The following is a 12680-nucleotide window of genomic DNA, read 5'->3' as shown; positions in this document are numbered from 1 at the left end:
CATTGCGGCCAAACAGCAACAGCTTCAGCACCCCGCCCGGGTGCCATACGGTTGACACACTGCAGGCGTATGACGGAGGTGTGGCGAGGTGTGGCGATAAAGTGCCGATCCACAACCGCCACGAAGGCCACCTGCGCCAGCCCTACCCCCTAATCCACTCGCAGGCCCAGCTGCTGTGCCACGGCGCCATAGCGGTCGATATCGGCCGCGATGAGCTGGCCAAACTGCGCCGCGCTTTGCTGCACCGGCGTATAGCCTTGCTCCCGCAGCGATTGCTGCATGGCAGGCTCGGCCAGAATCTGCGCGAGCACGGCATGCATGCGCTGCACCAGGGCGTCGCCGGTCGCGGCAGGCGCGAGCAGGCCATGCCACTGCTCCACGGCAAAACCGGCCACGCCTTGCTCGGCCACCGTGGGCACCAGCGGCCACTGTGCGAGGCGCTGGGGCGCGGTGATGGCAATGGCCCGCACGCGGCCCGCCTCGATCAGCGGCGCGGCGCTGCTGGCAGTCACCACACCCAGGGGCACCTGGCCTGCCGCAACCGCTGTGATGGCGGGCCCGCAGCCCTTGTAGGGCACATGCTGCAAATGCATCTGCGCGGCCTGCGCCAGCATTTCGCCAGCCATGTGCTGCGGCGTGCCGTTGCCGCACGATGCAAACGGCAGATCCTGCACTTGCGCAGCGGCCCGCGCATCGGCCAGGCTGTGCAGCGCGCTTGCCTGCGGCACCACCAGCACCGAGGCAATCGTGCCCACGTTGAAGACCGCCTTGAAATCCTGTCGCGGGTCAAAATCGAGCTGCCGGTAGACCGCCGGGTTGATGGCGAACGAGCTGTTCACCATCAACAACGTGGCGCCGTCGCCCGCCGCTTCGGCCACATGGCGCGCGCCGATGTTGCCGCTGGCCCCGGGCCGGTTCTCCACCACCACGCTCTGGCCAATGCGCTGCTGCAAGGCAGCGCCCAGCTTGCGTGCCAGCAGATCGGTGCCCCCGCCGGGCGGAAAGGTCACGACGATGGTGATCGGCTGGTCAAAACGGGCCGCCGCCATGGTGCTGCCGCCCAGCCACAGGCCTGCGGCCATGCAGGCCACGGTGGCGGCTGCGGCCAACCACCAGGAAATGCGTTTGGGAAATCGGGGCATGGTGCGCCTCCTTGCAAGGTTGGTGTGCTGCGGCAGGTTCAGGCGTCGAGGCCGATATCCAGCACCTTGGCGCTGTGCGTCAGCCAGCCCACGGCAATCTGGTCCACCCCGGTTGCGGCCACGTGCGGCGCGGTCTCAGGCGTGATGCGGCCCGAGGCCTCGGTCACCGCCTTGCCTTTGCACATGGCCACGGCCGTGCGCAACGTCTCCAGGTCCATGTTGTCCAGCAGCACCACGTCAACGCCCAGTTGCAGGGCGGATTCCAGCTGCGCGAGCGTGTCCACTTCCAGCTCGATCTTCACCATGTGGCCCACGCCCGCCCGGGCGCGTCCCACGGCGGTGGCCACATCGCCTGCCAGGGCAATGTGGTTGTCCTTGATGAGCACGGCATCGTCCAGACCAAAGCGGTGGTTGCTGCCGCCACCCACGCGTACCGCGTATTTCTGCAGCGCGCGCAGGCCCGGCATGGTCTTGCGCGTGCAGGTGACCCGCGTGCCGTAGGGCCGGATGGCCTGGGCCATCGAATAGGTGGCGCTGGCCACGCCGCTCAGGTGGCACAGATAGTTCAGCGCCGTGCGCTCGGCCGTCAGAATGGCACGGCTCTTGCCGCTGATGCGGGCGATCTCCATGCCCGGCGCCAGCACCGTGCCATCACTGCACAGCGGCTCGAATACCAGGCCACTGTCGAGCAGATGAAAGGCCAGCCGCGCCAAGTCCAGCCCCGCCAATACACCCTCCTGACGCGCCACGAGGCGCAGGCTGTCCTTGGCGTCGGCGGGCACGATGGTGTCGGTCGTCAGATCGCCCGCGCGGCCCAGGTCTTCGAGCAGAGTCATGCGCACCAGCGGCTCCAGCATCACATCGGGCAAGGGGGGCACGGGCAGTGCGGTTGTCATATTAATGCTCATTTTGAGTATTTGAAGGGTAAAAAAAGGGGCGCGACGAGCCTTGTTCGTTGCGCATTCACTTATGCTAAATATGAGCATAAATATTGTCAAGGCTTGACCCTTTGAGCGCATCGGAACCAACGCCCTGCGGAAGACCGCTTATAGCAGCGACAGGCGCGCGTCTACCGTCTACCGTCTACCGCATCGGCCTGCAGTGCCGGTAAAAAAGCAGTGAAATATGGTTTCAGAAGCCACCCAGCATGCGCCAGCAGCTATCTTTTTTGAGCAAACAGTGATCAGCTGCGCGCCAGGGGCAGCTTGTTGCCGGCAATGGCCCGCTCCATCAGCACATTGCGGCGAAAGCGGAACAGCTTGGCGGGCCGGCCCGCGCCTGCCGTGCTCATGTGGCCGGTGTCTTCCACCAGGGCCTGCTGCTCGATCAGGCGGCGAAAGTTCTGCTTGTGCAGGCTGCGCCCGGCCAGGGCCTCCACGGTCTGCTGCAGTTGCAGCAGCGAAAAGCTGTCCGCCATCAGCTCATAAACCACGGGGCGGTACTTGATCTTGGCCCGCAGGCGCGCCATGCCGGTGGCCAGAATGCGGCGGTGGTCGTTGCGCATGGCTGCACCCAGCAGTTGGTGGCCTGCGGGGGCGGCCACGCCGTCGCGCCAGGCTTCGGCCACCAGGCCAGCTTCAAACAGCAGTTCGTAGCGCTGCAGCACCAGCTCTTCGTTCCAATCGCTGCCTTCAAGGCCAAAAGTGACGCTGGCGCGCTCCCATCGCGCGCTTTTAGCTATATTTTCAGGAGCATCATCGCTCCATGCGCGCAAGCCGGGCGCAATGCACCGGCTGAGAATGTCGGGCGCGCCGCTGCGCCAGTCCTCCCAGGGGAAATAGCGGTACCAATCCTGCCAGCCCGGCTGGGCATCCCCCGCGTCATCCAGCTCGCGCGTCAGCGCCAGGTAGCTGATGGAGATGGCGCGCATGCCCACCTCCTGCGAGCGGTCGCGGTCGGCAAAGGTGTAGAGCTGCTCGACAAAGCCCAGCGGGTGGTGGGTCTGCGTCTCCACCCAGGCCCGCAGGCTGGCCTGCAGCGAGCGGTGGTTGGCGGTGAACGGCCCCGCAGGCAGGGTGTCACCGCCTTGCGTGGTCAGGATGCGCGGCTGGCCGCCTGTCACCGCCACCAGCACCGCCACCAGATCGGCCTGTACCGAATGCTGCTCGCGCTCGGCGGCGCTCGGCGCAGTGGGGGCAACGGCATTCATGGCGGCGGCGGATGGGGTCACCAGGCAGGACTTTCTCGGAAATTCGTTGGAATGGCTCGGACCGCGCAAGGGCGCAGGGGTCGCCAGGGACGGCAAAGAGGCGCTCCGCGCGGTCAAAGGCTATCTTATAACGGCTTGCAGCGGCATTGCACCACGCCCGCCCGCCAACAAAAAGCCCGCTGGCAATGCAGCGGGCTTTGCAGGGGGCTGTAGCACCAGCGCAGAGGCCATGCGCTGGCAGTTCAATGGCAGGTTCAATCAGACGTTGAACAGGAAGTTCAGCACATCGCCGTCCTTGACGATGTATTCCTTGCCTTCGGCGCGCATCTTGCCCGCTTCCTTGGCGCCTTGCTCACCCTTGTACTGGATGTAGTCATCGAACGAGATGGTCTGCGCACGGATGAAGCCGCGCTCGAAGTCGCCGTGGATCACGCCGGCAGCCTGCGGGGCGGTGGCGCCCACGGGCACGGTCCAGGCGCGCACTTCCTTCACACCGGCGGTGAAGTAGGTCTGCAGCCCCAGCAGCTTGAAGCCAGCGCGGATCAGGCGGTTGAGGCCAGGCTCTTCCAGGCCCATTTCTTCGAGGAACATGTCGCGGTCTTCGTCGCTCATCTCCGACATTTCGGCCTCGATCTTGGCGCAGATGGCCACCACGGGCGCGCCCTGGGCTTCGGCGTAGGCCTTGAGGCTGTCGAGCAGCGGGTTGTTCTCAAAACCGTCTTCGCTGACGTTGCCCACAAACATGGCAGGCTTGGCGGTGATCAGGCAGAACTGCTTGAGCAGGGGCGCATCTTCCTTGGACACGGGCACGATGCGGGCAGGCTTGCCTTCGTCGAGTGCCGCCTGGATGGGCGTGAGCAGCGAGACCAGCTTGGCCGCTTCCTTGTCGTTGCCCGACTTGGCAGCCTTGCTGTAGCGGTTGAGCGCTTTTTCGACGGTGGCGAGGTCGGCCAGGCACAGCTCGGTCTGGATGACTTCGATATCGGCAATCGGGTCGACCTTGTTGGCCACGTGGATCACGTTGGGGTCTTCGAAGCAGCGCACCACGTTCACGATGGCGTCGGTTTCGCGGATGTGGGCCAGGAACTGGTTGCCCAGGCCTTCACCCTTGGAGGCGCCAGCCACGAGGCCTGCAATGTCCACAAACTCGACGATGGCGGGAACGACACGCTCGGGCTCGACGATCTTGGACAGATCATCCAGGCGCGGGTCGGGCACTTCCACCACGCCGGTATTGGGTTCGATGGTACAGAAAGGATAGTTCTCGGCGGCAATTCCAGCCTTGGTCAACGCATTAAAAAGGGTGGACTTGCCAACGTTTGGCAAACCGACGATGCCGCATTTGAGGCTCATGGCAGTGCTTTCTCTATTCTTTCGGACAAACCCGGCATTTTAAGCCGAAGCGGTTTTGCGGGCGGCACTGGGGCATATTCAGACGACGCATCGCTTCTCGCAGCCCAGGCGGCATCGATTCAAAAACAATAGCAACAGGTGCTCACCCTTTGGCAACTGCTGCTGTTTTTTTCCCAAATCGGTGCTCAATCAAACTGCAGCGCGCCGCCCACCCGGTCGCCCACCCGCAGCAGGCCGCCCGCGCCTGCTGGCACGATGGCATTCATGCCGAAGGTCACGGCGCCATCGAGCCGGTCGTCGTGGCGGTAGGTCTGCAGGGTGTCGGTCACGCTCGTGCCGCTTTGCGATGTGGCCGGGTCGATATCCGGGATGGGGCAGCGCGCGCAGGGCTTGACCAGCGGCAAATCCAGCCACTGGCGGCTGTCTGCATTGCCCTGGTGCACCGCCAGCGCCTCAATGCGGTCTTCATCGTGCGACTGAAAGCCCTGCACCACGATGTTGGCGCGAAAGCGGTGTGCCACCACCGCGCTGTGGCCGCCCTGCGTCAACCGGTCATTGAGCTCATCCACCGAGGCCTGGCTGACCACCAGAATCGGATAACCATCGGCAAACTGCGTGGGCGCATCGGCGCCGCGTGTCCACTTCTTGCTGGCCAGGCGCTGCGCCTGCGGCGCCATGCGCACCAGTGCGCATTCCTTCTGCAGAAACTGGCTGAACCAGGCGTTGATGGCGTCTGGCGCCTGCAGCGCGGGCACGTGGTCGTCCCACACGCGCACACTGCGCTCGGGGCCGGTAAACACCATGTCCACGGTCAAGGGTGCCATGCCGGGGGCCGTCACCGTCATCACGCCGCCCTCGATCGCAGGCTGCACCAGCACCATGCGCGCGATCTCGCGCTGCGTGATGAATTCGCCACACCCATCCACCAACATGAAGGCGCGGTCATGCTCCAGGCCTGTAGGCAGCAGGCGCGCACTTTGCACTGCAATGCCCGCGCAGGACTTGATCGGGAAGATCCACAACTGGCCAATCTGGCCGGTCACGTCGAAGAAATCGGTGTCTACCATGGTCGTACTCTTGTTTGATTCTTGGCAAACCACACTGTAACGAGTAAATGGCCCGCGCTCCACGCCTACTACAATAGTCCGCCTATGGCTTCTGAATTCGATGTTTGTATTCGCGGCGCCGGCATTGTGGGTCGCACTCTGGCCTTGCTGCTGGCGCGCGAGCGCATGCGTGTGGCGCTGGTCGATACCGCCCCCTCCCCCGGCAACAGCGGCCATGGCGATGTGCGGGCCTATGCGCTCAACCAGCTCTCGCGCGAAGTGCTGCAGTCGGTGCGCAGCTGGCCCGAAAACGCCTACGCCACCCCCGTCACCCGCATGGATGTGTATGGCGACGCGGGCGGTGAAGTGCATTTCGAAGCCGAGCGCCAGGGTGTCGATGCCCTCAACTGGATCGTGGACGTACCCGCGCTGGAAGCCCAGCTCGCCGCCGCCGTGCGCTACCAGCCCATGGTGGAAGTGGTGGCCAGCCCGGTGAACGCCAGCCTCACGGTGGTGTGCGAAGGCAGGCATAGCCGCACCCGCGAAGAGTTTGGCGTCGAATTTGCCACCATGCCCTACCACCAGACGGCCATTGCCACCCGTGTTCAGTGCGAAGTGCCGCACGGCCAGGCCGCGCGCCAGTGGTTCTCGCCAGCAGGCGACATTCTCGCCTTCCTGCCGCTGGGCGGTGTGGGCGCCAGCGAAGTCGCTGTGGTCTGGTCGCTGCCCGAAAAGCAGGTGCCCGCCCTCAAGGCGCTGGCCGATGCCGAATTTGCCGATGCGCTGCAGTCTGCCAGCCAGGGGGCGCTGGGGCGCCTGACGGTGGTGGCCGAGCGCGCCGCGTGGCCCTTGCAGCAATCGGTGGCGCGCCAATGGTGCGGCCCCATGCCCGGCAGCGATGCCCTGCGCGAACCCGCCAGCTGGGTGCTGGCCGGAGACAGCGCCCATGCCGTGCACCCGCTGGCAGGCCAGGGCCTGAACCTGGGCATGGCCGATGTGGCAGCGCTTGCCCGGCTGCTAACCGGTGAAGACGCCCGCTGGCGCCACCTGGGCGATCTGCGCCTGCTGCGCCGCTACGAGCGTGAGCGCAAGGCGCGCCTCGCCCCCATTGGCCTGGCCATGGACGGTATCCAACAATTGTTTACACGGGCCGAACTGCCACTGGCGAACCTGCGCAACTGGGGCATGAGCGGCTTTGAGCGCAGTGGCCCGCTCAAAGCCTGGGTGACCCGCCAGGCCATGGGTGTGAACTTTTAGCGCCCTTGCGGTACAAACCTGGGTTGGCCCGCTCATCCGGGCCTTTGGATTGTTTGAACTTACAGAAAGACTCTCATGCGATTTCTCTCTACCGTGTTGGCCAGTGCTGCCATGGCGGCCAGTTTCAGCGCCAGCGCGCAAGAAGACGTGATCCGCAAGACCCTGGCAGAACGCATTCCCCAGTTGCAGAAGATCGAGGAAGTCAGCGCCACCCCCATGCAGGGCCTGTACGAAGTGCGCATCGGCACCGATGTGTTCTACAGCGATGCCAAGGGCAACTACCTGATCCAGGGCGAGCTGATCGACACCCAGGCCCACCGCAACCTCACCGAAGACCGCATCAACAAGCTCACGGCGGTGGATTTCAACAGCCTGAACCTGAAGGACGCGATCAAGACCGTCAAGGGCAATGGCTCGCGCAAGATTGCGGTGTTCGAAGACCCGAACTGCGGCTACTGCAAGCGCTTTGAAAAGGACCTGCAGAACGTCAAGGACGTGACGGTCTACACCTTCCTCTACCCGATCCTGAGCCCCGATTCGGTCGAGAAGTCGCGCAACATCTGGTGCGCCAAGGACCCGGCCAAGGAATGGGCCAGCCACATGCTCAAGGGCACGGATGCGCCCGCCGCTCCCTCGAGCTGCGACGTGACCGCCTTGCAGCGCAATATGGAATTTGGCCGCAAGTACAAGATCACCGGCACGCCCACGATCTTCTTTGCCGACGGCTCGCGCGTACCCGGCGCCATTGGTGCAGAAGACCTGGAAAAACGCCTGAAGACCATCAAGTAAGCACGCGCTCCGCCAGGCGAACATGCGACAACAAGGCCCTGCGGGGCCTTTTTTTATGGCCGCGCTGCCCCCAGATGAAAAGCGTCATCCCGGCAAGGGAAGGCGGCAGGCGCCCGTCGCCGACCAATACCCTGCCTATACTGCGCAAACACCCTCAGCCACCCGGCCCAGTCCATGAAAAAAAGCATTCCTCTTGCAGCCGCCAATGCCATCCAGTACACCATCACGCCGGTGGATCTGAACGCCCACCTGTACGAAGTGGTCGTCAATATCCCCGATCCCCAGGCGCAGCAGACCGTATCGCTGCCGGTGTGGATACCCGGCAGTTATCTGGTGCGCGAATTCTCCAGGAACCTGCAGGACATGACGGCCAGCCAGGGCGGGCAGATGGTCGATGCCGTGCAGCAGAACAAGAACAACTGGAAAATTGACGCCAGCGCAGGCGAGCCGCTCACGCTCAGCTATCAAATTTGCGCCTACGACAGCTCCGTGCGCACCGCGTGGCTGGATGCGAGCCGCGGCTTTTTCAACGGCACCAGCGTGTTTGTGCGCGTGCACGGGGCCGAGCAGCGGCTGCAGGTGCTGCACATCGAGGCCCCCGCCAGCCAGCCGCGCTGGCAGGTGGCCACCGGCTTGACCGCCATCAAAACCCAAAAGAACGGATTTGGCCGCTACCACGCTGCCAGCTACGACGAGCTGGTGGACTGCCCGGTAGAGATGGGCGCGTTCTGGAGCGCGGAGTTCACCGCCCACGGCGTGCCCCACCGCTTTGTGGTGGCGGGCGCAGCGGCCAGTTTTGATGGCGAGCGCCTGATAGCCGACACCAAGAAGATCTGCGAGACCGAGATCCGCCTGTGGCACCCCAAGGGCAAGCCGCCGTTCGAGCGCTATGTGTTCATGCTGAACGTGATGGACGACAACTATGGCGGGCTGGAGCATCGCAACTCCACAGCCCTCATCTGCGGCCGGCGCGACCTGCCGCGCAAGGGCCAGGCGTCCGATGGCAACAAGGCCGGCAGCGGCTACACCACCTTGCTCGGCCTGATCAGCCATGAATACTTCCACACCTGGAACGTCAAGCGCCTGCGCCCCATCGAGCTGGCCAGCTACGACTACGAGCGCGAGAACTACACCGAGCTGCTGTGGTTCTTTGAAGGCTTTACCAGCTACTACGACGACCTGATCCTGCGCCGCGCGGGCCTGCTGGACAATGCCGAATACCTGAAGCTTCTGAACAAGACCATCAACCAGGTGCTGCAGACCCCCGGCCGCCATGTGCAAAGCGTGGCCGATGCCAGCTACGACGCCTGGGTCAAGTACTACCGCCAGGACGAAAACACGCCCAACGCCACCGTCAGCTACTACACCAAGGGCTCGCTGGTGGCGCTGTGCCTCGACTTGAGCCTGCGCCGCGAAGGCCGCACCACGCTCGATCATGTGATGCGCTCGCTCTACAAGCAATGCAAGGGCGGCCCGATGCGCGAGCAGGACCTGCTGGACGTGCTGCACACCCTGACCGGCCGCAGTTGGACGGCCGATATCGCCGCCTGGGTGCATGGCAGGCTTGATTTGCCTGTTGCGGCACTGCTGCAGGCGCACGGCGTGCAGTGCAAGGGCGATACGCCGCAGATGGCCCAGCAACTGGGCCTGCGCGTGAGCGAAGGCGCAGCAGGCATCGGTATCAAGGTGGTGCTGCGCGGCGGCCCCGCCGAAGCCGCTGGCATGATGGCCGGAGACGAATGGATTGGCATCGAGCCCGTGCAGCCCACCGCCCAGGCGGCTGGCTGGCGGCTGAACAAGCTCGACGACCTGCTGCTGTACGCAGGAGACGCCAGCCAAGTGCTCGCCCTTGTCGCCCGCGACAAGCGCCTGCTGCGCCTGCCGCTGCAGCTGCCTGCCGCCACAGCTCCAAAAATGGCAGAAAAGGCAGCGACAAAAGGTCGCAAACCCACCACAAAAACCGCCACGCCTGCAGATACCGTCACACTCTCTGTCGCCGATGAGAAATCGGTCAACTGCTGGCTGGACGGGCGCTAGACAGCGACAGCTTTCACTGAACAGGTACCCTGATGTGCCAAGTTGCACCACCTTCTGCACCGCAGCAGCGGGCTTGGTGTAGGATGCCTGACGAACTATGCAGGTGCCAGCGGGCCGCTGGTACCAGACCAACCAAGGAGACAGACCGTGGCCTATGAAATGATCGAAGTGCGTGTCGAAGCCGAAAAGGTCGGCGTCATCACGCTCAACCGCCCCAAGGCACTGAATGCGCTGAACGACCAGTTGATGAACGAGCTGGGCGACGCGCTCAAGCAGTTTGACGCCGACAAGCGCATTGGCTGCATGATCATCACCGGCAGCGAAAAGGCATTTGCCGCAGGTGCCGACATCGGCGCCATGGCCAAGTACAGCTTTGCCGACGCCTATGGCGGCGACTACATCACCCGCAACTGGGAAACCATCCGCTCCATCCGCAAGCCGGTGATTGCAGCGGTGTCCGGCTACGCGCTGGGCGGCGGCTGCGAGCTGGCGATGATGTGCGATTTCATCATCGCAGCCGACAACGCCCGCTTTGGCCAGCCCGAAATCAAGCTGGGCGTGATTCCCGGCGCCGGTGGCACGCAGCGCCTGCCGCGTGCCGTGGGAAAGGCCAAGGCCATGGACATGGCCTTGACCGGCCGCATGATGAATGCCGAAGAAGCCGAACGCGCCAGCCTGGTCAGCCGCGTGGTGCCGCTGGACAAGCTGATGGAAGAAGCCCTGGGCGCGGCCATCATCATCAGCGGCTTCTCGCAGCTGGCCGTGATGGCCGCCAAGGAATCGGTCAACCGCGCCTTCGAAGGCAGCCTCAACGACGGCGTGATGTTTGAGCGGCGCCTGTTCCACGCGCTGTTTGCCACCAATGACCAGAAGGAAGGCATGGATGCCTTCGTGAACAAACGCGACGCCAAGTTCACGCACAGCTGATCAATGGCTGGCCGATAGCGGACCGATCGCCGCTCGGCGATCCCCAGCACCCAAGAAAAAACGCCGCATATCGCGGCGTTTTTTCTTCTCCTCACTCCCTCTCTCCTCAACTCAGAATCTGGCCGTTCTGCGCCACCGTCACGATATCGGTGTAGGTATTGCCTTCGCGTGCGTCCTTGCCGTAGCGGATGCGCAGGCCACCCAGGTCGAAATCGCTCATGCTCTCCAGACCTGCGGTCACGCTGTCGCGGTCGATCCTTGCGCCTGCGCGGCGAATGCCTTCGGCCAGCACGCGGGCATCGGCATAGCCTTCCAGGCTGACCAGCGAATCGCCGCTGAGGTTGGATGCACGCATGTCCGCGCGGTACCTGCGTGCCAGCTCGAACCGCTCCGCATTGGGCGGCGGCACGATCACCGAGAAAATCGGCCGCTCGGGCTGCTTGGCCATGGCTGCCAGATTGGGGGCGCTGCCGCCCAGGGACAGTGCAAACGAGATTGCCGTGCCGCCCGCTGCGCGGTAGGCCTCGTGAAAGGCAGGGAGCGTACCCACCAGACTCATGATCAGCACCTGCGCGGGCACGGCAGCCAGCGCCTTGGCAGCAGGGCCGACTTCGAGGCTGGCCGTGCCGGGCGTGCTGGCAATGCCCACCGCCTTGATGTTGCGCCGCGCAAGCGCCGCATTGAAGCCGTCGAGCACCGACAGGCCAAACGGATCGTTGGGGTAGACCAGGGCAATCTGCTTGAGGTTGAGGGTGTCGGCAAAGCGCACCAGACGCTCCAGCTCCACGTCGTAGTTGGTGCGCACCCAGAACACATTGTTCGCCCCGCGCTTGTGCAGCGCCGTGGTGCCTGAGTTGGGCCCCACGATGGGCACCGTGCGCACGGCGTTCATCACCTCGGCCGTCTGGCGCGTGCCCTGGGGGTGCAGCAATGCCACCACGCCCGCGTCCGAGGCAAACTTGACCGCGTTTTCCTTGGCCTTGGCGGGGTTGAACTCGTCGTCTGCCATCACCAGTTCGATCTGGCGGCCATTGATGCCGCCTGCGCGGTTGATGGCATTGAAGCAGGCCTGCGCGCCCTGGAACAGGCCCTGGCCGTTGGGCTTTTCCACGCCGCTGTTGGCAAAGGTGGCCGCCACGCGAATGGGTGCGGACTGCGAGCGCGCAATGTACGGCGCCCCGGCAATCAGCGCCCCGGATGTCTGGAGCCATTGGCGGCGCGACCATTGCCGCTGCCCGGCTGCCCTGTTCTTGTCTGGCGTCTGCATGGCGCCTTCTCCTTGAGTGGTTTCTTGCGGATCCGCCGGTTATTTCCGTCCCAACGGTCGATAAAGCAGGCGCCACTATTGGGAAAAGCCTACATATTGTCAACAAAAATTACATATGTGCGCATGATCTTTTACACACTCGGGTTTGTCGTTATTGATGAATGTCCCGGGCTATGCAAATCCGCACGGGTGATCCGTGCGGCTACCTGCAAAAGTGCCGCGAAATTTCTTCGGGCTGAAATTTCGATATATAATGGCGTTCTGCCGGTCGTATAGCTCAGTTGGTTAGAGCGCAGCATTCATAATGCTGATGTCGTAGGTTCAAGTCCCACTACGACCACCAGACAACAAACCGCAGTGTTCGCAAGGACACTGCGGTTTTTCTTTGCACAGGCGCATTCAGGCCTCAAGAATGCCGTTCGCTGGCGCCTTGCCGTGCGCGCACAACCTGCACCAGTGGCGAAAAAGAGCGCAATTGTGCTGCAGCGCGCCCACTTTGCCCCTACAATGCGCCCTCCTGGTCGTATAGCTCAGTTGGTTAGAGCGCAGCATTCATAATGCTGATGTCGTAGGTTCAAGTCCCACTACGACCACCAGACAACAAACCGCAGTGTTCGCAAGGACACTGCGGTTTTGCTTTTGCAAGGCAATGCCGCCTGCCGGACCGCCGGATCGCGGCAATTGCAGCGCAAGAATGTCGAGGCACGGAAAAA

Annotated in this window: 10 protein-coding genes and 2 tRNA genes; 6 read left to right on the top strand and 6 right to left on the bottom strand. The window is 63.7% G+C overall.

All coding sequences use genetic code 11. The annotated features are described in order from the left end of the window. Positions 1-149 precede the first annotated feature (149 nt). The 5 genes from ACH2DG_RS05675 to ACH2DG_RS05655 all read right to left on the bottom strand — a co-directional run bounded on the left by ACH2DG_RS05675 (position 150) and on the right by ACH2DG_RS05655 (position 5711). Positions 150-1142: a tripartite tricarboxylate transporter substrate binding protein gene (locus ACH2DG_RS05675; protein WP_395024733.1), complete on the bottom strand. Its 993-nt coding sequence runs from the start codon at positions 1140-1142 to the stop codon at positions 150-152. A 38-nt stretch (positions 1143-1180) separates the two neighbouring features. Continuing rightward, the gene (gene nadC, locus ACH2DG_RS05670; RefSeq protein WP_395024732.1) at positions 1181-2050 is read right to left on the bottom strand and encodes a carboxylating nicotinate-nucleotide diphosphorylase; all 870 of its coding nucleotides are present in this window, start codon (positions 2048-2050) and stop codon (positions 1181-1183) included. 275 nt (positions 2051-2325) lie between these two features. Beyond that, positions 2326-3291, bottom strand: coding sequence for a hypothetical protein (locus tag ACH2DG_RS05665; protein ID WP_395024981.1), 966 nt, complete (start codon positions 3289-3291; stop codon positions 2326-2328). A 258-nt stretch (positions 3292-3549) separates the two neighbouring features. Continuing rightward, positions 3550-4644: a redox-regulated ATPase YchF gene (gene ychF / locus ACH2DG_RS05660; protein ID WP_395024731.1), complete on the bottom strand. Its 1095-nt coding sequence runs from the start codon at positions 4642-4644 to the stop codon at positions 3550-3552. Positions 4645-4829: 185 nt separating this feature from the next. Beyond that, on the bottom strand, positions 4830-5711 hold the full coding sequence (locus ACH2DG_RS05655; RefSeq protein WP_395024729.1) for an MOSC domain-containing protein: 882 nt from the start codon (positions 5709-5711) through the stop codon (positions 4830-4832). 84 nt (positions 5712-5795) lie between these two features. Here ACH2DG_RS05655 and ACH2DG_RS05650 point away from each other — a divergent pair, with 84 nt between their 5' ends. The 4 genes from ACH2DG_RS05650 (at position 5796) to ACH2DG_RS05635 (ending at position 10700) form a co-directional block, all read left to right on the top strand. Then, a complete protein-coding gene (locus tag ACH2DG_RS05650) occupies positions 5796-6947 on the top strand; it encodes an FAD-dependent monooxygenase (RefSeq protein WP_377779376.1) in 1152 nt (383 codons plus the stop codon). A gap of 75 nt (positions 6948-7022) precedes the next feature. Then, entirely contained in the window at positions 7023-7736 is a 714-nt protein-coding gene (locus ACH2DG_RS05645) for a DsbC family protein (RefSeq protein ID WP_395024728.1), read from the top strand. A gap of 174 nt (positions 7737-7910) precedes the next feature. Then, positions 7911-9773 carry a M61 family metallopeptidase gene (locus tag ACH2DG_RS05640; protein WP_395024727.1) on the top strand — a complete coding sequence of 621 codons (1863 nt, stop codon included), beginning with the start codon at positions 7911-7913 and terminating at the stop codon, positions 9771-9773. Between the two features lie 147 nt (positions 9774-9920). Beyond that, positions 9921-10700 (top strand): enoyl-CoA hydratase, encoded by a 780-nt coding sequence (locus ACH2DG_RS05635; RefSeq protein WP_395024726.1) that lies wholly within the window; start codon positions 9921-9923, stop codon positions 10698-10700. A gap of 106 nt (positions 10701-10806) precedes the next feature. On the opposite strand, the gene ACH2DG_RS05630 is transcribed toward ACH2DG_RS05635, so the two are convergent. Continuing rightward, the gene (locus tag ACH2DG_RS05630) at positions 10807-11967 is read right to left on the bottom strand and encodes an ABC transporter substrate-binding protein (protein WP_395024724.1); all 1161 of its coding nucleotides are present in this window, start codon (positions 11965-11967) and stop codon (positions 10807-10809) included. 266 nt (positions 11968-12233) lie between these two features. Between ACH2DG_RS05630 and ACH2DG_RS05625 the strand changes: the two genes are divergently transcribed. Next, positions 12234-12310: transfer RNA gene (locus tag ACH2DG_RS05625), tRNA-Met, on the top strand. 176 nt (positions 12311-12486) lie between these two features. After that, positions 12487-12563: transfer RNA gene (locus ACH2DG_RS05620), tRNA-Met, on the top strand. The last annotated feature ends 117 nt before the right edge of the window (positions 12564-12680 follow it).

It is taken from the genome of Comamonas odontotermitis (genome assembly GCF_040396735.1).
In the GTDB taxonomy this organism is placed as follows: domain Bacteria; phylum Pseudomonadota; class Gammaproteobacteria; order Burkholderiales; family Burkholderiaceae_C; genus Comamonas; species Comamonas odontotermitis_C.
The sequence above is the reverse complement of the archived record's forward strand: the minus strand, read 5'-3'. Positions and strand labels throughout refer to the sequence as shown.